Source organism: Streptomyces sp. NPDC093586 (assembly GCF_044764905.1).
Lineage (GTDB): Bacteria > Actinomycetota > Actinomycetes > Streptomycetales > Streptomycetaceae > Streptomyces.
Genome location: NZ_JBIWJA010000036.1, coordinates 46,788 through 66,118, shown reverse-complemented (window position 1 = coordinate 66,118; position 19,331 = coordinate 46,788). Strand labels below are relative to the sequence as shown.

At 73.4% G+C, this 19,331-nt stretch carries 15 protein-coding genes; 11 read left to right on the top strand and 4 right to left on the bottom strand.

Features of this window, described 5'->3' with window-relative positions:
- Nucleotides 1-197 precede the first annotated feature (197 nt).
- Nucleotides 198-1,514 carry a transglycosylase family protein gene (locus ACIRFH_RS29205; protein ID WP_403527089.1) on the top strand — a complete coding sequence of 439 codons (1,317 nt, stop codon included), beginning with the start codon at nucleotides 198-200 and terminating at the stop codon, nucleotides 1,512-1,514.
- Here the strand turns inward: ACIRFH_RS29205 and ACIRFH_RS29200 are convergent.
- Nucleotides 1,504-2,859 carry a DMT family transporter gene (locus ACIRFH_RS29200; protein ID WP_403527086.1) on the bottom strand — a complete coding sequence of 452 codons (1,356 nt, stop codon included), beginning with the start codon at nucleotides 2,857-2,859 and terminating at the stop codon, nucleotides 1,504-1,506. The two genes, ACIRFH_RS29205 and ACIRFH_RS29200, sit on opposite strands and share 11 nt — an antisense overlap.
- 233 nt (nucleotides 2,860-3,092) lie before the next feature.
- Here ACIRFH_RS29200 and ACIRFH_RS29195 point away from each other — a divergent pair, with 233 nt between their 5' ends.
- The 6 genes from ACIRFH_RS29195 to ACIRFH_RS29170 all read left to right on the top strand — a co-directional run bounded on the left by ACIRFH_RS29195 (nucleotide 3,093) and on the right by ACIRFH_RS29170 (nucleotide 12,363).
- Nucleotides 3,093-3,857, top strand: coding sequence for a (2Fe-2S)-binding protein (locus ACIRFH_RS29195; protein WP_403527083.1), 765 nt, complete (start codon nucleotides 3,093-3,095; stop codon nucleotides 3,855-3,857).
- Nucleotides 3,858-3,940: 83 nt separating this feature from the next.
- Complete coding sequence (gene glgA, locus ACIRFH_RS29190; RefSeq protein WP_403527081.1) at nucleotides 3,941-5,116, top strand: glycogen synthase; 1,176 nt, start codon at nucleotides 3,941-3,943, stop codon at nucleotides 5,114-5,116.
- Between the two features lie 54 nt (nucleotides 5,117-5,170).
- Nucleotides 5,171-6,391, top strand: a complete 1,221-nt coding sequence (gene glgC / locus ACIRFH_RS29185; RefSeq protein WP_403527078.1) for a glucose-1-phosphate adenylyltransferase — start codon at nucleotides 5,171-5,173, stop codon at nucleotides 6,389-6,391.
- 171 nt (nucleotides 6,392-6,562) lie between these two features.
- Entirely contained in the window at nucleotides 6,563-9,169 is a 2,607-nt protein-coding gene (locus ACIRFH_RS29180; protein ID WP_403527075.1) for a PA14 domain-containing protein, read from the top strand.
- Between the two features lie 234 nt (nucleotides 9,170-9,403).
- A complete protein-coding gene (locus tag ACIRFH_RS29175) occupies nucleotides 9,404-10,744 on the top strand; it encodes a wax ester/triacylglycerol synthase family O-acyltransferase (RefSeq protein WP_403527072.1) in 1,341 nt (446 codons plus the stop codon).
- Nucleotides 10,745-10,845: 101 nt separating this feature from the next.
- Nucleotides 10,846-12,363 (top strand): SDR family NAD(P)-dependent oxidoreductase, encoded by a 1,518-nt coding sequence (locus tag ACIRFH_RS29170; protein ID WP_403527069.1) that lies wholly within the window; start codon nucleotides 10,846-10,848, stop codon nucleotides 12,361-12,363.
- Nucleotides 12,364-12,574: 211 nt separating this feature from the next.
- On the opposite strand, the gene ACIRFH_RS29165 is transcribed toward ACIRFH_RS29170, so the two are convergent.
- Nucleotides 12,575-13,018, bottom strand: coding sequence for a hypothetical protein (locus ACIRFH_RS29165; RefSeq protein ID WP_403527066.1), 444 nt, complete (start codon nucleotides 13,016-13,018; stop codon nucleotides 12,575-12,577).
- Between the two features lie 474 nt (nucleotides 13,019-13,492).
- On the opposite strand from ACIRFH_RS29165, the gene ACIRFH_RS29160 reads away from it, so the two are divergent.
- Together ACIRFH_RS29160 and ACIRFH_RS29155 are read left to right on the top strand one after the other, a co-directional pair.
- A complete protein-coding gene (locus tag ACIRFH_RS29160) occupies nucleotides 13,493-13,669 on the top strand; it encodes a hypothetical protein (protein ID WP_403527063.1) in 177 nt (58 codons plus the stop codon).
- 46 nt (nucleotides 13,670-13,715) lie between these two features.
- Nucleotides 13,716-14,198 (top strand): GNAT family N-acetyltransferase, encoded by a 483-nt coding sequence (locus tag ACIRFH_RS29155; RefSeq protein WP_403527060.1) that lies wholly within the window; start codon nucleotides 13,716-13,718, stop codon nucleotides 14,196-14,198.
- Between the two features lie 148 nt (nucleotides 14,199-14,346).
- Here the strand turns inward: ACIRFH_RS29155 and ACIRFH_RS29150 are convergent, their stop codons facing one another.
- The gene (locus tag ACIRFH_RS29150) at nucleotides 14,347-15,768 is read right to left on the bottom strand and encodes a lipase maturation factor family protein (RefSeq protein WP_403527057.1); all 1,422 of its coding nucleotides are present in this window, start codon (nucleotides 15,766-15,768) and stop codon (nucleotides 14,347-14,349) included.
- Between the two features lie 117 nt (nucleotides 15,769-15,885).
- On the opposite strand from ACIRFH_RS29150, the gene ACIRFH_RS29145 reads away from it, so the two are divergent.
- Together ACIRFH_RS29145 and ACIRFH_RS29140 are read left to right on the top strand one after the other, a co-directional pair.
- Nucleotides 15,886-17,970 (top strand): SpoIIE family protein phosphatase, encoded by a 2,085-nt coding sequence (locus tag ACIRFH_RS29145; protein WP_403527054.1) that lies wholly within the window; start codon nucleotides 15,886-15,888, stop codon nucleotides 17,968-17,970.
- 249 nt (nucleotides 17,971-18,219) lie between these two features.
- Nucleotides 18,220-18,417: a sigma factor-like helix-turn-helix DNA-binding protein gene (locus tag ACIRFH_RS29140; protein ID WP_403527052.1), complete on the top strand. Its 198-nt coding sequence runs from the start codon at nucleotides 18,220-18,222 to the stop codon at nucleotides 18,415-18,417.
- Between the two features lie 13 nt (nucleotides 18,418-18,430).
- Here the strand turns inward: ACIRFH_RS29140 and ACIRFH_RS29135 are convergent, their stop codons facing one another.
- Nucleotides 18,431-19,081, bottom strand: a complete 651-nt coding sequence (locus tag ACIRFH_RS29135; RefSeq protein ID WP_403527049.1) for a zf-HC2 domain-containing protein — start codon at nucleotides 19,079-19,081, stop codon at nucleotides 18,431-18,433.
- Between the last annotated feature and the right edge of the window lie 250 nt (nucleotides 19,082-19,331).

The following is a 19,331-nucleotide window of genomic DNA, read 5'->3' as shown; positions in this document are numbered from 1 at the left end:
AGAGTCCCCGACGACGGTTCGCGAAATTCCGGTACGCGCGGTAAGGGCCCGCGGCCTCGGCAACCGGACATTCCAGTCGGCCAATGGGCGCCGTTTCTTCGCCACTTGACCGACCAACCGGCCGATTGCCGTCTTGTCATGGCTTGTTGGTGGCGTTTACTTTTTCCCCTCCTGACGCAATGTCGAGGGGGACATCCATGGCCGTACGCGGTCGGCACCGCCGGTACCAGCCGAACAGGATCAACCGGGCCTCACTGACCGTCACCGCCGGAGGCGCCGGGATCGCGCTGCCGCTCATGGGCACCGGCACCGCGCACGCGGCCGACGTGGACACCTGGGACAAGGTCGCCGCCTGCGAGTCCGGCAACGACTGGGACATCGACACCGGCAACGGCTTCTACGGCGGCCTGCAGTTCACCCAGTCCACCTGGGAGGCGTTCGGCGGGACCGCGTACGCGCCGCGCGCGGATCTGGCCACCAAGGACCAGCAGATAGCCGTCGCCGAGAAGGTGCTGGACGGGCAGGGCCCCGGCGCCTGGCCGGTGTGCTCGGTGAAGGCCGGACTGAGCCGGGGCGGCGAGGCGCCCGACATCCGTCCGGCCGGGGGAGCGGGCACGGAGAAGGGCGCGGAGAGATCCGCCCCGAAACGGGACGGGAGGACCACCGGGAAGCCGCCCGGCGGATCCGCCGAGGAGGCGGCCCAGAAGGCTCAGAAGCCCCGGAAGACCGCCCGGACGTCCGGCAAGGCGCCCGACGTGAGTCCCCAGACCACACCGCAGTCCCGGGCCGGGAAGGCCCGGATGTACACGGTGGTCACCGGCGACACCCTGTCCGGCATCGCCGACAGCCAGCAGGTGCCGGGCGGCTGGGAGGGGCTGTACGAGGCCAACCGCCGTTCGATCGGAGCGGACCCCGACCTGATCGTGCCCGGCCAGCGGCTGGCGCTGCGCGGCGAGAGCACCGCCGCGGCGCCCCGCGCGGAGCACGGGCCGTCCCGGGCTGCCGAGCCGAAGCAGCAGCGGAAACCGGCCAAGCAGAAGCGGCCCGAGAAGGCGTCCTCGGACAAGGCCAAGGACAAGGCCAAGGACAAAGCCAAGGCCGTGACCGGTCACGCTCTCGTGGCCCCCGTCGACGCCTCCACCGGCACGCCGTACCACCAGGCGGGCGCGTCCTGGTCGAAGGGCTACCACACCGGCGTCGACTTCCCCGTCCCCACCGGCACGTCCGTCAAGTCGGTCGCCGCGGGCCGGGTCGTCAGCGCCGGGTGGGGCGGTTCCTACGGGTACCAGGTCGTGGTCCGGCACGCCGACGGCCGCTACTCCCAGTACGCGCACCTGTCGGCGATCTCCGTGAAGGACGGCCAGTCCGTGGGCGCCGGCCAGCGCATCGGACGGTCGGGCTCCACCGGGAACGTCACGGGCCCGCATCTGCACTTCGAGGTGCGGACGGGGCCCGGTTTCGGTTCGGACGTCGACCCGCTGGCGTATCTGCGGGCCGGCGGCGTCAGGATCTGATCCGCACCCGGCGCCGGTCGAGGGCGGGCAGCGGGACGTACGGGCCGCTGTAGAAGAGCCCGTAGGGCCCGTAGGAGAAGAGCCGGTCCTCGGCCGGGAGCTCCGCCGGTTCCGGGGCGGCGTACGCCTCCGCGGCGGGCGCGGTGCCCGGGACCGGCGGAGACACCGGGGCGGGGCCGGGGAGGAACACCTTGGCGGGCCGCGGGGCGAGCGGCTGTCCGCTCCCACCGCCGGCCGGCAGGCCCGCGGCGGGGACCGCGGCCGCGTCCACGGCTCCGACCGCGGCCGGTGCGCCGGCCACCGGCCGCGCCTCGGCCGCGGCGGAGAGCAGCGGCTCGCCGAAGATCTCCTGTGCCTCAGGAACCACACAGGCCTCGGAAACCACCCCGGCCCGGGTCCCGGACACCACTCCGACCCCGGACACCACCCCGGGCCCGACCCCGGACACCACCCCGGCCCCGACCCCGGGCACCACCCCGTCCGACGCCCCCTCCGCATCGACCCCCGCCGCCGCTTCCCGCGCGAGCCGTTCCGTCGTCAGCAGGATCAGGCCACCCGCGGCCACCACTCCGCAGCTCAGGGCGAGCGCGGTGCCGGTCGTGCCGTAGCGGAAGGTCTCGCCGAACATCGTGATGCCGACGACGGCCGCCACCACCGGGTTCGCGACCGTCAGCACGGCCAGCGGGGCCGCGAGGCCGGCGCCCCGGTAGGAGGCCTGCGACAGCAGCATGCCCGCCGTGGCGAGTACGCCGATCACCGCGAGGGACGGCAGGTCGGCGGCGGACACGCCGCCGGTCCAGTCGACCGCCACCGTCTTGGTGAACACCGAGGACATGCCGAACGCGATGCCGGACGCGGTCGCCAGCAGCACACTGCGCACCGCGGGATGCCGGTGCGCGGCCCGGCCGGCGATCATCAGCGCCACGATCGCACCGGCGGTCACCACGGCCACCACCACCCGCTGCGCCGTGTCCAGCGACTGGGCGCCGGACGCGCCGACCAGGGACAGCAGGCCGGCCAGACCGACCGTCGCCATGATCGCTCCCCGCCAGGCCGCCGCACCGGCCCTGCGGCCCACGAACAGCGCCGCCATCGGCAGCGCGAACACGATGGTGAGCGCCCCCAGCGGCTGCACCAGGCTCAGCGGACCGAAGGCGAGTGCCACGACGTGCAGCAGAGCGCCGAGGCTGTTGAGACCGACCGCCGCCCACCAGCCGGGCCGTCGCAGGGGGGCGTACTGGACGTCGGTGGAGGACGCCGCGACCCGCTCCTGCACGATCGCCCCGCCCGCGTACGCGACGGCGGAGACGAGCGACAGCAGCACGGACAGGGCGAGGGCGCTCATCGGCTGCTCCTCTGCGGGAGGCGGGTGCGGGGGCTCTCGGCCCGGCGCGGCGAACGGTCGTCTTCCATGGACAACACGATGCCGTCTCGGGACCTTCCCGGCGTCGTCCCTGAGCACCCATCGGGTCCTACTACCGATGGAGTATCAGGACGGTGCCGTCCTCCCCAGGGTGGGCGTCGTTCGGCGAGGATCCCTGACCGCACCCCGTAGGGGGCTTGATATCACTGCTCTCCGTGGACCTCGACCCCGGGCTCGCCGCCCTCCGCCCGCTCGGCGGCTTCTTCGTGCTGCGCACCTGCGGAGCGTCCCCGCACCGGCCGCTCCCCGCCCTCGCGCACGCCTGCCGGGAGAACCCCGCGGACGGTCCCGGGGGCGGCCTTCCGTACGACCCCCTCGCCTTCCGCGTCCGGAAGGTGGCCGCCGCCCTCGGCGCCCCCGAGACCCGGGTCGCCGCCTCCGTGGCGCACCAGGGGCTCGCCGCCCGCCTCTGGTCGGTGACGCTCGGCTGCGCCGCCCTGTACGGCCGGATCCCCGACCTGGACCCGAACCTGCTGTACTGGGACCCCGACGCCACCGCCCCCGACGACCTGTGGCTCGCCGAGGTGCGCCCGCGGCCGGGGGACGCCGCCACCGCGGCGGAGGTCGTGCTCGCCACCCACCTGGCACCGCTGACGGCGGCCCTGCGCGCCCGGTACCGCCTCGCGCCCGGGCTGCTGTGGGGCAACGCCGCCTCCGCCCTGGCCGCCTCCGCCCGCGAGCTGGACCGCTGGGCCCACCGCCACGGCCGTACCGACGCCGCCGCCCGCGCCCGCTCGCTCACCGCCGGCCTGCTCGCGCATCCCCTCCTCGCCGGGACCGGCACCCTGACCGGCACCGCCTTCCGGCGACGCAGCTGCTGCCTGTACTACCGCGTGCCCGGCGGGGGCGTCTGCGGCGACTGCTGCTTCTCCCGGCCCCCTCGCTCCCCGCGGCCGCCCCGGCCCTCGCCGTCTCCGTGATCTCCGGTGCCCCCGCACTCTTCCCCGAGCGCCCCGTCTGGGTGACCATGAGGGGACCAGCCGCCGAGCACGGGAGGTTCCGGGTGCGTGTGGGACTGCTGACCCGGGAGTACCCGCCCGACGTGTACGGCGGCGCGGGCGTCCACGTCGAGTTCCTCGCGCGGGAACTCGCCCGCCTCGTCGACCTGGACGTGCACTGCTGGGGAGAGGGCGGCACCGACGGCGTACGGCGCCACCGTCCCTGGTCCGCGCTCGACGGCGCCAACGACGCGCTGCGCACCTTCTCCGTGGACCTCGCCATGGCCGCCGCCCTCGAGGGCCGCGAGCTGGTCCACTCCCACACCTGGTACGCGAACCTCGGCGGCCGGCTCGCCCAGCAGCTGTACGGCGTCCCGCACGTCGTGACCGCCCACTCCCTGGAGCCGCTGCGCCCCTGGAAGGCCGAGCAGCTCGGCGGCGGCTACGCCCTGTCCGGCTGGGCCGAACGCGACGCCGTCGAGTCCGCCGACGCCGTCGTCGCGGTCTCCGGCGCCATGCGCGAGGACATCCTCACCTGCTATCCGGCGCTGGACGCGTCCCGGGTCCACGTCATCCACAACGGCATCGACACCGCCCTGTACCGGCCCGATGCCGGCACCGACGCCCTGGACCGGATCGGCCTGGACCGCTCCCGGCCGTACGTCCTGTTCGTCGGCCGCATCACCCGGCAGAAGGGCGTGCCCCACCTGCTGCGGGCGGTGCGGGACATCGACCCGGCCGCGCAGGTCGTGCTGTGCGCGGGCGCCCCGGACACCCCCGAGATCGACCGGGAGTTCCGCGACCTCTTCGCCGAGCTGAGCCGGGCCCGCGAGGGCGTGCACTGGATCCCGCGGATGCTGCCGCGTCCGGAGGTGATCCAGCTGCTGACCCACGCCGCCGTCTTCGTCTGCCCCTCGGTGTACGAGCCGCTCGGCATCGTCAACCTGGAGGCGATGGCCTGCGGCACGCCCGTCGTGGCCTCCCGCGTCGGCGGTATCCCCGAGGTCGTGGCGGACGGCGAAACGGGGGTACTCGTGCCCAAGGACGACAGCGGGAGCGATCACGGGGACGACGACTTCGAGGCGGGCCTCACCCGGGCCCTGGACTCCGTTCTCGGCGACCCGGAGACAGCCCGGCGCATGGGCGAGGCGGGACGGGAGCGCGCGGTGGACGAGTTCGGCTGGGACGCGGTCGCACGCCGCACGGCCCGGTTGTACGAGGAGATTCTCAAACAGGCTTAGGCGGCCCCGCCCACGGGCAGGCATGGGCCACCAACGAGGGTGAGGGGAGCGGCCATGCGTCGTGGTGGTCCTTCGGTGCTCGGCATCGTGCTGGCGGGCGGAGAGGGCAAGCGTCTGATGCCCCTGACCGCGGACCGCGCCAAACCCGCGGTCACCTTCGGCGGCACGTACCGCCTGGTCGACTTCGTGCTGTCCAACCTGGTCAACAGCGACATCCTGCGGATCTGCGTCCTGACGCAGTACAAGTCGCACTCGCTGGACCGGCACATCACCACCACCTGGCGGATGTCGAGCCTGCTCGGCAACTACGTCACCCCGGTCCCCGCCCAGCAGCGCCTCGGCCCGCGCTGGTACCTGGGCAGCGCCGACGCGATCCTGCAGTCGCTGAACCTGATCTACGACGAGCAGCCCGAGTACGTCGCGGTGTTCGGCGCCGACCACGTGTACCGGATGAACCCGCGCCAGATGCTCGCCCAGCACATCGAGTCCGGCGCGGGCGTGACCGTGGCCGGCATCCGGGTGCCGCGCACCGAGTCGTCGTCCTTCGGCGTGATCACCACGGGGTCCGACGGCCGGACCGTCACCGGGTTCCTGGAGAAGCCCGCCGACCCGCCGGGACTGCCCGACGACCCGGAGCGCATCTTCGCCTCGATGGGCAACTACCTCTTCACCACCAAGGCCCTCATCGAGGCCCTGCAGAGGGACGCCGAGGACCCGCGCTCCGTGCACGACATGGGCGGCTCGATCCTGCCCCAGCTCACCGACCGGGGCGAGGCCGCGCTCTACGACTTCAGCGGCAACCACGTGCCGGGGGAGACCTCCCGCGACCAGGGCTACTGGCGGGACGTGGGCACCCTCGACGCGTACTACGACGCCCACATGGATCTGATCGCCGAGCGCCCCGCCTTCAACCTCTACAACCGTGACTGGCCGATCTACACCCACTCCAACCAGCTCTCCCCGGCCCGGTTCAACGCCGGCGGCATGGCCGGCGAGTCGATCATCAGCGCGGGCTGCCTGATCCGCGGGCAGGTCACCCGGTCCGTGCTGTCGCCGGGCGTGGTGGTCGACCCCGGGGCGGTCGTGCAGGGCTCGGTGCTGCACGACAACGTGCACATCGGCCGGGGCGCGGTGGTGCGCGGGGCGGTGCTGGACAAGAACGTCGAGGTGCCGCCGGGCGCGACGATCGGCGTCAACCCGGAGCGGGACGCCGAGCTGTACACGGTGTCCAAGGGCGGTGTGATCGCGCTGGGCAAGGGGCAACGGGTGCCCTGACGGACGGGCCCTCTGCGGCTCCGGAGGCTCGGGATGCCTCCGGGGCCGTTGTCATGTCCCTGGACGCGAAGCGTAATCCATGCTGTCATGCCACTGCTGTTTGCTTTTCCATCGATGTAAGGCATCGATGTCCTGAGCCCCAGCCACCACCCGTTCCCGAGGAGAGGGTCAGTGCGCATCAAACGACTCAGAGACAGACTGGCGTTGCTGCTCGCCGCCGCCCTGGGCGTCGCGGGACTCGCCGCCGTGCCGGACGCGAGCGCGGCCGGCGCCGCCGAGGTCCACGGCCTGAAGGGCGAGTACTACACCCAGTCCGCCCCCGGAACCTTCGACTTCCACGAGCTCAAGGCCACCGGCTTCGACCCGAAGATCGACTTCGACACCCTGGAACCGCGCCTGAGCTTCGCCACCGGGCGGTCCGACGACGTCAGCGTCCGCTGGACCGGCAAGCTGGTGCCGGAGAAGACCGGCGCCCACACCTTCTCGATCACCGGTGACAACGGCTTCCGCCTCTGGATCGGCGGCAGGCTCGCCATCGACCACTGGGTCGACGACTGGGACCGCGAGCAGACCGCCGAGCCCATCGAGCTCACGGCCGGACGGTCCTACGACCTCAAGCTGGAGTACTTCGAGCACTACGGCGGCTCCAACCTGCATCTGCGCTGGACCGAGCCCGGCGGCACCAAGGAGCCGGTGCCGCAGTCGGCGTTCCGCCTGCCCGACGGCTTCGACTACGACGGCGCCACGGCGACCACCGTGCTCGCCACCGGCCGCACCCTCCGGCTGGACTTCGCCCAGCCCCTCGCCGCGGTCCCGGCCGGCTTCACCGACCACCTCGAAGCGGTGATCGGCGGTGCCAAGTGGCCCTTGAACGGGGCCGAGCTCGACCCGGCCGACCCGACCGCACTCCTCGTCTCCCTCGGCGAACCCGTCGTCGGCGACAAGACCGGCACCGCCCCCGGCACCGCCGACGTCCGCTACGACGGGAAGGGCGGCCTCACCGGAGCCGACGGCAACGTTGTCACGGCGTTCTGGAGCAGCGGCGCCAACCACTCCACGTACGAACTGCGCACCGAGTGGGCCGACGACGTGGACCCGGACCACGCCCACCCGGAGTATCCGCGTCCGCAGCTGACGCGGGACGCCTGGCGCAGCCTCAACGGCCGCTGGCAGTTCGCCGCGGCCGAGGCCGGCGAGCAGCCGCCCGTGGGCCGGAACCTGAAGGAGCGGATCGTCGTCCCCTACCCGGTGGAGTCGCAGCTCTCCGGCGTCCAGCGGCACGAGGACCGCATGTGGTACCGCCGCACCTTCACCGTCCCGGCCGACTGGCGCATCGGCTCCGGAAAGCGCCTGAAGCTCAACTTCGGCGCCGTCGACTGGCAGTCCGAGGTGTACGTCAACGGCACGAAGGTCACCGAGCACAAGGGCGGCTACGACAGATTCAGCGCCGACGTCACCGACGCGCTGAAGCCCGGCCGCACCCAGGAGCTGATCGTCGGCGTGTACGACCCGACCGACGCGGCGAACGGCGAGAACCCGCCGCTCGGCAAGCAGCGCCTGGACCCGAGCGGCATCTGGTACACGCCCAGCTCCGGCATCTGGCAGACGGTCTGGATGGAGCCGGTCGCCCGGGACCACGTCGACTCCCTGAAGCTCACTCCGGACGTCGGAGCGGGCACGCTCACGGTCGAGCCGAAGGGCGTGCGCGACGGTGTACGGATCAGCGCGACGGCGTACGCCGGGCACCGCAAGGTCGCCACGGTGAGCGGACGCACCGGCGCACCGCTCACCCTGAGGATCCGCGACCCGCGCCTGTGGTCGCCCGACGACCCGTTCCTCTACGACCTGAAGGTCACCGTCGGCGCCGACCACGTACGGAGCTACTTCGGGATGCGCTCCGTCGCCGTCGAGAAGGTCGGCGGCGTGCCCCGCACCGTCCTCAACGGCGAGCCCGTCTTCATGATGGCCACCCTCGACCAGGGCTTCTGGCCCGACGGCCTGCACACCGCGCCCACCGACGAGGCCCTCGCCCACGACCTGAGGCTGCACAAGAGGCTCGGCTTCAACTCGGTGCGCAAGCACATCAAGGTGGAGCCCGACCGCTGGTTCTACTGGGCCGACCGGCTGGGCCTGCTGGTGTGGCAGGACATGCCCGCGATGACGGCCGGGGTGAACCCGGCCGCCGCCGCCCGCGCCGAGTACGAGCGCGAGATGAAGGAGATGATCGACGAGCACGTCAGCAGCCCGTCGGTCGTCATGTGGGTCACCTTCAACGAGGGCTGGGGCCAGTACGACATCGGCCGCGTCGCCGCGCAGGCCAAGGCCTGGGACCCGACCCGCCTCGTCAACAACCAGTCGGGCCTGAACCTGGGGGCCGACGGGGGCGCAGGCGACATCATGGACGAGCACGGCTACCCGAGCCCCGCCCTGCCGCCCCGCCCGGACGGCGAACGCGCCCTGGTCAGCGGCGAGTACGGCGGCCTCGGCCTCGCGGTGCCGGGGCACGCCTGGTCGGTGCAGCAGTCGTACGTCGACGTGGACCCGGCGACGTACACCGACGACTACCTGGCCAAGCTCGGTGAGGTACGCGCCCTGGTCTGCAAGGGGAGCAACGGTGCCGTCTACACCCAGATCACGGACGTCGAGGGAGAGCTGAACGGGCTGACGACCTACGACCGCAAGGTCCTCAAGCCGGACGTCGAACGGATGAAGGCCGCCCACCGGGCCCTGATCCGCGACGCCTCCCGGCCCGTACCCGCGGGGTGCCCGGCCGCCTGAGCGCCCCGCACGGCCCCGGTCGGCCCGCAGCCGTCCGGGTGGGAAAGTGCGGCACGGGCGGCCCCGCCCGTGCCGCCCCGACCGCAAGCGCCCCATGAGACCCAGGAGTCCGGCCCCTTCCCAGGGGGCCGGACTTTAATCTGTTGTTAACTGTGCGTAGCTTGATCGTACTTGACCGTAATCGGTGGAGGGCGATTGACTGCTTGTCCATCGTCGTCCTTGCGAGGCACGCCCTTGACTTCCGATCTGCTCGCTCCCCTCGACCTGGCGTTCTGGAACATCGAGTCCGCCGAGCACCCCATGCACCTCGCGGCGCTCGGCGTCTTCCCGGCCCACTCGCCCACCGCGGCCGCCCACGCGGCCGACCTGCTCGCGGTCCGCGCGCCGGGCGTCCCCGGGCTGCGGATGCGCATCCGGGACACGTGGCAGCCGCCGCTCGCCCTGCGCCGGCCCTTCTCCTTCGGCGGCGCCGTCCGTGAGCCCGACCCGGGCTTCGATCCGCTCGACCACGTCCGGCTGCACGCCCCGACGACGGACTTCCACGCCCGGGCCGGCCGCCTGATGGAACGCCCGCTGGTCCGCGCCCGGCCGCCCTGGGAGGCCCACGTGCTGCCGGGCGCGGACGGCGAGTCCTTCGCCGTGCTGTTCAAGTTCCACCACGCCCTGGCCGACGGACTGCGGGCCCTGGCCCTCGCGGCGGGCGTCCTCGACCCGATGGACATGCCCCCGCCCCGCCCGCGGCCCGAGGCGCCCCGGCGCAGCCTCCTGCCGGACGTGCGCACCCTGCCGGACCTGGTGCGCGGCGCCCTGTCCGACGCGGGACGCGCCCTGGACATCGGCGCCTCCGCTGCCCTGTCCACCCTCGACGTACGCTCCTCGCCCGCCCTCGCCGCCGAGCCGTCCGGCAGGCGCCGCATCGCGGGGGTGGCCGTCGACCTCGACGACGTGCACCACATCCGCAAGACCGTCGGCGGCACCGTCAACGACGTCCTGATCGCGGTCGTCGCCGGTGCCCTGCGCCGCTGGCTGGACGAACGCGGCGACGGCAGCGAGGGCGTCGCCCCGCGCGCCCTCATCCCCGTCTCCCAGCGCCGCCCGCGCACCGCCCAGCCTCCGGGCAACCGGCTCTCCGGCTACCTGATACGGCTCCCCGTCGGCGACCCCGACCCCCTGTCCCGCCTCGGCGCGGTGCGCGCCGCCATGGACCGCAACAAGGACGCCGGGCCCGGCAGGGGTGCCGGTGCGGTCGCCCTGCTCGCCGACCACGTCCCGGCGCTCGGCCACCGGCTCGGCGGCCCCCTGGTCGGCCAGGCCGCCCGGCTCTGGTTCGACATCCTGGTCACCAGCGTGCCCCTGCCCAGCCTCGGCCTGCGGCTCGGCGGCCACCCGCTCACCGAGGTCTATCCCCTGGCGCCCCTGGCCCGCGGCCACTCCCTGGCGGTCGCGGTCTCCACCTACCGGGGGCGGGTCCACTACGGTCTGGTCGCCGACGCGAAGGCCGTGCCGGACCTCGACCGGTTCGCCCTGGCCGTGACCGAGGAGGTGGAGACACTCATCACTGCCTGCGGTCCCTGACGCCACCGGGTTTGGTCCCCGGCCCGGCGCTCCGTAAAATTCCCCGTTCGAAAGCGGGCGCGACCGGAGCGCCGCGACGGTGACCAGGAACGGCAGCGGCGATGACGGTGACACAGGACGGCTCGGCGACCACGGACGAGGTGGTGTACGGGTCCGGCGACGGGGCGCAGTACGGCCCCGGCATCGACCCGGAGCGGCTCGCCGTCTGCCTGAGCGTGCTCGAGGAGCTCGACAGGCTCGACGTCGACCACCCCGACGCGATCGCGGTCCGCCGGGCCACCTCGCACATCTACCGCATGGTCAAGCAGCGCCGCCGCCAGGAGCGCCGGGCCGCCAAGACCGCCCACGACAGGGCGGTCACCGAGGCCACCGCCACCGGGTCCGCCGAGCGCATCGACGACGAGACCGAGGGCATCCTGCCCTCCTCCCGCACCGAGGAGGGCACGATCGCGGGGATACTCCAGCGCCCGCGCTCCTGCTACATCTGCAAGCAGCGCTACGTCGAGGTCGACTACTTCTACCACCAGCTCTGCCAGACCTGCGCCGCCGAGAACCGGGCCCGGCGCGACGCCCGCGCCGACCTCACCGGCAAGCGCGCGCTGCTCACCGGTGGCCGCGCCAAGATCGGCATGTACATCGCGCTCCGGCTGCTGCGGGACGGCGCGCACACCACGATCACCACCCGCTTCCCCAAGGACGCCATCCGCCGCTTCAAGGCCATGGACGACTCCGCCGACTGGATCCACCGCCTGGAGGTCGTCGGCATCGACCTGCGCGATCCCGCCCAGGCCGTGGCCCTGGCCGACCAGGTCGCCGAGCAGGGCCCGCTCGACATCCTGATCAACAACGCCACCCAGACCGTGCGTCGCCTGCCCTCCGCGTACGCGGCCCTCGTCGAGGGCGAGAGCGCCCCGCTGCCGGCCGGTGAACTGCCCGCCCACCACGTCATCGGCGCCTTCGGCTCCGGCGCCGTGGACGGACTGGCCGCGCTGCCCGCCGGTGTCTCGGGGCTGGACGCGCAGAAGGTGGCCGACCTCGCCCTGGTCGCCGGCAACGCCAGCGTGGTCCGGCACCGCGAGGGCACCGCCATCGACGCGGGCGGCCTGCTCCCCGACGTCGTCGACACCAACACCTGGGTGCAGACCATCGAGCAGATCTCCCCGGTGGAGCTGCTCGAGACCCAGCTGTGCAACTACACCTCGCCGTTCATCCTCATCAGCAAGCTGCGGCCGGCGATGGCCGAGGCCGCGCGCAGGGCGTCCTCCGGGCGCGCCTACGTCGTCAACGTCTCGGCGATGGAAGGCGTGTTCGCCCGCGGCTACAAGGGCGCGGGCCACCCGAACACCAACGCGGCCAAGGCCGCGATGAACATGGTGACGCGGACCAGCGCCCAGGAGATGTTCGACACCGACCGCATCCTGATGACCTCGGTCGACACCGGATGGATCACCGACGAACGTCCCCACTACGACAAGCTGCGCCTGGCCGAGGCCGGTTTCCACGCCCCGCTCGACCTGGTGGACGGCGCCGCCCGCGTCTACGACCCGGTCGTGCGCGGAGAAGCGGGCGAGGACCTGTACGGCGTCTTCCTCAAGGACTACGCGCCCGGCAAGTGGTGACGGTCGCCGGGCCGGCAGCCGTAATCCGCCGGCCCGTTCACCGGGCGCTGCCCTACCATGGGGGTGCGCCGGCGTGCCCGGTGCGCCGGCCCCGCGTACTTCCTGGTTCGACCCCAGCAGGCCCATCCGTGGGCCTGTCGCCCCGTCGGGGGGGCACCGCGCGGCCACCCTGATCTCGGGCACGCCCCGCGCGCACCCGCGGCGGGTCCGGTCAGTCGACCGCTCCCAGCCGTGAGGCGCGCGCCGCCACCAGTTCCAGCACCGTGCGCCAGTCCTCCAGGACCCCGGCGTCGAAGACGGCGGTACGGGCCTCCTCGTCGGCCCGGCGCAGGCTGAGCAGGTCGTCGTCGTGGCACCGGGCGTCCGCGAGGGCGTACCCGTGCAGCAGGTGGGCGACGCGCGGGCCGAGCAGGGGCCGTACCGCCTCGGCCGTGCGGCCGGCCGGACCGCCGGGCCACAACAGCGTCCCCACCACGGACACCAGGCCGGCCACCTGGAGCTCCTTGTCGGCGGGCCGCCGCCGGCGCAGCAGCGCGGCGGTCCGCAGGGCGTGCCCGTGCGGGTCCGCGGGGCCGCCGTCGCGACCGGCGGACGGCCGCACGCCCCGGCAGGCGGCCAACAGGGCCATCAGTCCCTCGACGCTGCGCAGTTCCATGCCCCGGTCCTCCCACGAGACAGCCGTTGCGGACCGCCAGGGCACCATGGCGAGCTTGCGACGCGGCCAACGGCAACTGAACGGCACGGCCACGTACCGTCCGTACGCGAAAGCACGGCCGGTGATATCCACCGAACGGGTGAGTTGAGGGCGGGGCGAAAGGTGATGAAACGGAGCAGACTGTCCCCAACTGTGCGCGAGTGATGGGCAATGGTTGTCCCATGTTTCGAGCCCCATAGAGCACACCCCCGCTCATTTGGTTAATCTGGTGCGGGCGGACGAGCAGGACCGGGTGCCTACCCACACCCACGGTCCGTCCGCGGGGCGAGCCGTCCACAACGGCCTGTCGCCGCACGCGTTACCGGCGCCACCGCGTCCGAACTGCATGAGACACAGACCCGAGCGGGCGCCAGGGACCGGACGGCAGACCGGTCGGCAGGCCCCGAGGGTGACCCGACACATAAGGAGTGCGCGGTGACACCGGAGACGATGACGAATCCCGACCAACGACCCAAGGAACGCGCCGAGCGCGCGGGCCGCCGGCCCGGAGAGATCGGCAGCCTCGACGTGTGGGCGCGTTCCGCCCCCATCCGCCTCGCGGGGTACGAGGAAGACCTCGCCGAGCCGCACATCCTGCCCAGCGTGGACTGACCCGCCGCAGGACCGCCGGACGCATGGGCGTGCGAAAATCACGCCCATGCTGATCAGGGAAGCGACGGCCGCCGACTGGCCGCGGATCTGGCCCTTCTGGCACCGCATCGTCGCGGCCGGCGAGACGTACGCCTGGGACCCGGCCACCCCCGAGGACGTGGCCCGGGCCCTGTGGATGAGCCCCGCCAAACGCGTCCACGTCGTCGAGGACGACACCGGCGCCGTCATCGCCTCCGCCTACGTCACCCCCAACTACGGCGGCCCCGCCGCCCGTATCGCCAACGCGGGCTTCATGGTCGTCCCGGACCGGGCCGGCCGGGGCACCGGGCGGGCCCTCGCCGAGTACGTCCTGGAAGCCGCCAGGGCCGACGGATACCGGGGCATGGTCTTCAACGCCGTCGTCGAGACCAACCCGGCCGTCAGGCTCTGGACCTCCCTCGGATTCACGATCCTCGGCACGGTGCCGGACGCCTTCGACCACCCGCGGCACGGACCGGTCGGCCTGCACATCATGTACCGCGCCCTGTAGGCCGTCGGTCCAGAGGCGCCCCGCGCCGCCACGGACGCAGCGCCCCGATCCGCTCCGCCGGCTCCGGCAGCGCCGCCTCCGCCCCCGGACACCTCCGTGCCGAGACCCGCTCCTCCGCGGCACCCGGCCGGGTCCCGGCCTCCCGGGTTTATGCCTTCCGCGCCGCTCCCGCCAGCCGGGTCGGCGGCAGGAACTCCCGGACGTACGTGCGCTCCCAGCACGCTCCCGTCTCCCGCAGCTCGCGCCAGGTCGTGTACCGGTAGCGGAACAGGCGGGCCCGGACGAAGCGCGGCGGCGCGTCGGGCGGGAACGGGGAGCGGCGCAGCAGTCTCAGCGTCGCCCGGTCGTTCTCCAGCAGCCGTTCCACCAGGGTGCCGAACCACGGTCCGGCGTACGACGGCGACAGCGCGGCGAACCACATCAGCCAGTCCAGCCGCAGGTGGTACGGCGCGAACTGGCGCGGCCAGCGCCGCGGATCACCGGGCTTGCCCTTGAACTCGTACTCCCGCCAGTCCGAGTCCTCGCGCGCCACCCCGTCGGCGGTGCCCTCGATCACCACCTCGTAGCGGACCCGGCTGACGCTGCCGAAGGCGCCGTAGGTGTTGACCAGGTGGAGCGGGTCGAAGGACCGGTTCATCACCTGCCGGCGGGAGATCATGTTGAGGACCGGCCGGTGGCTGAGGAAGACCAGCAGCGCCGCCACCGCGAGGACGACCACCACGTACCACAGCGGAGCGTCCGGCACGGACGGCGGACGCGCCGGGAACCGGACCGCCGACAGGGCCAGCACGATGGTGATCCAGTTCAGCCAGGCGAAGTTGCCCGACAGCACGAGCCACAGCTGGGTGATGATCATGAGTGCCGCGGCGGCGGTCGCGACGGGCTGCGGCGCGAACAGCAGGAAGGGCACCACCAACTGCGTGACGTGGTTCGCCGCCACCTCCACGCGGTGCAGCGGCCGGGGCAGGTGGTGGAAGAACCAGCTCAGCGGCCCCGGCATCGGCTGGGTCTCGTGATGGTGGTCCAGACAGGTCAGTTTCCGCCAGCACTCGTCGCCGCGCATCTTGATCAGCCCCGCCCCGAACTCGACGCGGAAGAGCAGCCAGCGCAGCAGGAACAGCACGACGACCGGCGGCGCCACCTCGTCGTTGCCGAGGAAGACGGCGAGGAACCCGGTCTCCAGCAGCAGCGACTCCCAGCCGAACGAGTACCAGGTCTGCCCGACGTTGACGACGGACAGGTACAGCGCCCACGGCACCAGCCACAGCAGCATGGCCCCCCACAGCGGCAGCAGCGAGTCCAGCCCCGCCACCAGCGCCGCCGACACCGCGCAGCCCGTCCAGGCGCAGCCCGCGAAGAAGCGGTCCGAGTAGCGCAGCTGGAACAGGCTGGGCGCCCGCCCGAACGGCACCCGCTCGACGAACCGGGGCACCGGCAGCATGCCGCGCTCGCCGATCAGCGCGCGGAACTGCAGGACCGCCGTCAGGAACGCGACCAGGTACATGACGGCCAGGGCCTTCTGGAAGACCAGCCGGCTCAGCCAGTAGTCGGGTGCGGTGAACCACTCCACGGCTCGCCCTCCTCTCGTGCCACGCCCCGGGTACCCCGGCCGCCCGGCGCCCCTCCCGGCCTCCGGGCAGCGGACCCGGAGTCGAATAATCGGGCAGATCCTGGCAAGGTGGGGCGCATGGTTGATCGGGGAGCGAGCGCCCTGTCACTCCCGGACGACTGGCCCGCCCACCCGGACCCGATCCTGGCGCTCAACCGCATGGGGAGCTTCGACTGGGACCTGGACTCCGGGCTGTTCCACATGGACGCCCAGGCGCACGAGGTGTTCGACCTGCGCCCGGACGAGTACGACGGCCGCCCCGAGTCGCTGTCGGTCCGCGTCCCGGCGTCGGAGAGCGCCCGCCTGGACGCCCTGGTCGCCCGGGCGATGAAGGACGGCAGCGAGAACTACGGCACCTACTTCCGCATGCGCTGCCGCGACGGCACCCTGCGCTGGACCCACACCCAGGGCTACATCCGCCGCGACGAGACCGGTCGGCCACGCCGCATCATCGGCATCCTGCGCGACGCCACCCAGGAACTCGACGAGATCGAGGCCCGCCGCGAGCAGGCCGCCCTGGACGAGGCCCGCCGACAGCAGACCAACGTCGTGCAGCTCACCACGGCCGCCCTCGCGCACGCGCGCACCGTGGACGACGTCATCGACGTCCTCAAGGACACCCAGGGCCTCACCCATCTGGGCGCCACCAGCATCGTCATGGGTCTGGTGGAGGCCGACCGCATCGTGCTGGTCGCCGAGGGGCCCGACGGCAGCTCCGTCCACGGCACCCGCGTCACCGGGATCGACGAGGCCTACCCGATGAGCGAGGCCGTCCGCACGCTCAGCCCGCGCTTCATCGAGTCGCCGCAGGAGTTCGCGGAACGCTATCCGGTCCTGTGGCCCCACATCACCGGCCTGAACGTCACCTCGGCGGCCTATCTGCCGCTGATCGCTCAGGCCCGGCCGATCGGCGCCATCGGGCTGCTCTACAGCGACCGGTACGGCTTCTCGCCCGAGGACCGCAACGTGCTCGTCGCCCTCGGCAGCAGCATCGCGCAGAGCCTGCAGCGCGCCATGCTCTACGAGCAGGAGATGGACCTCGCCGAGGGCCTGCAGCAGGCCATGCTGCCGCGCACCATCCCCAGCGTCCCCGGCTGCGACATCGCCGTCCGCTACCGCGCCGCCACCGTCGGCGGCGCCTTCGGCCGCGACATCGGCGGCGACTGGTACGACCTGATCCCGCTGCCCGGCGGGCGCGTCGGCGCCGTCATCGGCGACGTCCAGGGCCACGACACGCACGCCGCCGCCGTCATGGGCCAGCTGCGCATCGTGCTGCGCGCCTACGCCGCCGAGGGCCACCCCCCGGCCACCGTGATGGCGCGGGCCTCGGTCTTCCTCCACGAGCTCGACACCGACCGCTTCGCGACCTGCCTGTACGCGGAGGCCGACCTGACCACCGGAGTGGTTCAGGTGGTCCGCGCCGGGCACCTCGACCCGCTGCTGCGGCACGGCGACGGCAGCTGCCGCCGGGCCCCCGTGGAGGGCGGGCTGCCGCTCGGTCTGTCCGCCGAGTTCGGGCGCCTCGCCTACCCGGTCGGCACCATCGAGCTGGACCCGGGAAACACCCTGGTGCTGTGCACCGACGGCCTGGTCGAGGAGCCCGGCGCCGACCTCGACGACGGGATGCTCGCCCTCGCGGAGCTGGTCGCCTCCGGTCCGCAGGACGTACGGGAACTCGCCGACCGGCTGATCGAGGCCGCCGACGAGCGCCGCGGCGACGACGACGTGGCCCTGCTCGTGCTGCGCCGCCGCACCCCGGACACGCCCCGGATCGGCGGCCGGGTCCGCCAGCACGTCGCCCCGGGCGATCCTGAGGCACTCCGCGAGGCCCGGCACATGATCCGCGCCGCGGTCCGCGTCTGGGGCGACGAGGAGCACGCCGACGCGATCGAACTGGTCGCCGACGAGCTGATGACCAACGCCCTCATGCACACCGAGGGCTCCGCGATCGTCACCCTGCGGTTCCTGTCCGGCACCGACCGCCGGCTGCGCGTCGAGGTCGAGGACGCCTCCAGCGCCCTGCCGCGCCGCCGGGACCCCGGGGACTCCGGGGTCTCCGGACGGGGGCTGCGCCTGGTCGACACGCTCGCGGACGTGTGGGGCGTGGAGGCGCGCGGCAGCGGCAAGTGCGTGTGGTCGGAGTTCGTCATGCCGCACGACTGACGCCGCACCGCTGATGCCGCGCTGCCGCGGGTGCGTGCCGCGGCCGGCGCCGCCGGTCCCGGGCGGCACGCCGGAGACCGACGCGACCGCCCGAGCAGCCGGCCCGGTACCTCCTGCTCACCGGCGGAGAGGGCAGCGAGGCCCTGGAGAGCCGCCGAGCGCTCTCCCCGGGCGCCGGGAACGGCGACTCGGGCGAGGCCGGCCGAGCCTCGTGGACGCCCCGGGGGGGCCTGGCGGGCCTTCCGGCTCATGGTCGGCCGAGAGAGCGTCGAGGAGGCGGTGCGCCGGCTGCCGTCGCGCGAGCGGGCCGTTCTCCACCCGCGCTTCTTCGAGGACTGGTCGCAGAGCCGCGTCGTCCGGCGGACGGGCGGCTCCCGGACACACGTCCCCCCGCTGCCCACCCGGACCTGTGCCCGCGTCCGGCACGAGACCCCCGCCGCGCGGTGACCGCTCGTCCGGCTCATCCGACGGGGAGCGTCACCAGGCGCTCCCCGTCCACGGTCCGCACCTCGTAGCGGGCGGTCTGGCCGGGGCGCAGCGCCGCGCCGCCGCGCAGGGTGTCCGGCCGGCCGTCGTGACCGGGGACGCTCCAGGTGGTGACGGTCTCCTCGGTGCCGTCGCGGCCGACGGCGACGAGCCGGCAGGAGCGCGGGCCCGCCCCGTCCCTGACCTCGACCTCCACGTCGCTGCCCCAGGCCTCCTCCGCGGCTGTGACCCGCGCCCACACCCCCGTCCGCTCGTCGGCCGCGGTGAGCCGCACACCCGGCGCGGCCTGCTGGGCGTGGGTCGCGAGGCCGGGCCCGGCCACCGCGCACGCCGCGGCGGCGGCCGCGGCGTACAGCAGCCGCCGGCGACCGGCCCGGTTGCGTGCCGCCACCTCCGACAGCAGGCGGTCCAGCAGCTTCGGGCCGGGCCGGGTCAGGGGGTGGACGAGGCGCGGTGTCGCCCGCCGGTACAACATCAACTGGCGGGCGGCAGGGCCGAATTCCGTCACCTGCGCCGTGCACCGGGGGCATTCCACGAGGTGGTCCTCGAAGCGGAACGCGTCCGCCTCGTCCAGCACGCCGAGCACATAGGTGCCGGCGTCACGATGCCTCTCCAGGGACCTCATGCCGAATCCTCGTGCCGCCGGGTGCGGGTGGGGTTGCTCCGCGCCCCCACCGGTACGCACCGGACGGCCGAATCATTCAAGCCACGCACACAAATCGCCACCGACGGGTCCGGAGCGGCCGAGCCCGTGGAGGGGGCCGTGCGCGACGGTGCCCCGGCCGGGCGGCTCCTGGTGCCGCGGCAGGCGACGTGCGTCCCGTCGCGACGCCCGGCACGCTCCCCCGGAGGGGGTGCCCCCGCTCGCCGCATCG

What these genes read in the sequence shown, in the direction of transcription:
- ACIRFH_RS29170 (WP_403527069.1), top strand. Translation starts at nt 10,846, where the DNA reads ATGACGGTGACACAGGACGGCTCGGCGACCACGGACGAGGTGGTGTAC.
- ACIRFH_RS29200 (WP_403527086.1), bottom strand. Translation starts at nt 2,859, where the DNA reads ATGAGCGCCCTCGCCCTGTCCGTGCTGCTGTCGCTCGTCTCCGCCGTC.
- ACIRFH_RS29155 (WP_403527060.1), top strand. Translation starts at nt 13,716, where the DNA reads ATGCTGATCAGGGAAGCGACGGCCGCCGACTGGCCGCGGATCTGGCCC.
- glgC (WP_403527078.1), top strand. Translation starts at nt 5,171, where the DNA reads ATGCGTCGTGGTGGTCCTTCGGTGCTCGGCATCGTGCTGGCGGGCGGA.
- ACIRFH_RS29135 (WP_403527049.1), bottom strand. Translation starts at nt 19,081, where the DNA reads ATGAGGTCCCTGGAGAGGCATCGTGACGCCGGCACCTATGTGCTCGGC.
- ACIRFH_RS29165 (WP_403527066.1), bottom strand. Translation starts at nt 13,018, where the DNA reads ATGGAACTGCGCAGCGTCGAGGGACTGATGGCCCTGTTGGCCGCCTGC.
- ACIRFH_RS29145 (WP_403527054.1), top strand. Translation starts at nt 15,886, where the DNA reads ATGGTTGATCGGGGAGCGAGCGCCCTGTCACTCCCGGACGACTGGCCC.
- ACIRFH_RS29205 (WP_403527089.1), top strand. Translation starts at nt 198, where the DNA reads ATGGCCGTACGCGGTCGGCACCGCCGGTACCAGCCGAACAGGATCAAC.
- ACIRFH_RS29140 (WP_403527052.1), top strand. Translation starts at nt 18,220, where the DNA reads ATGGTCGGCCGAGAGAGCGTCGAGGAGGCGGTGCGCCGGCTGCCGTCG.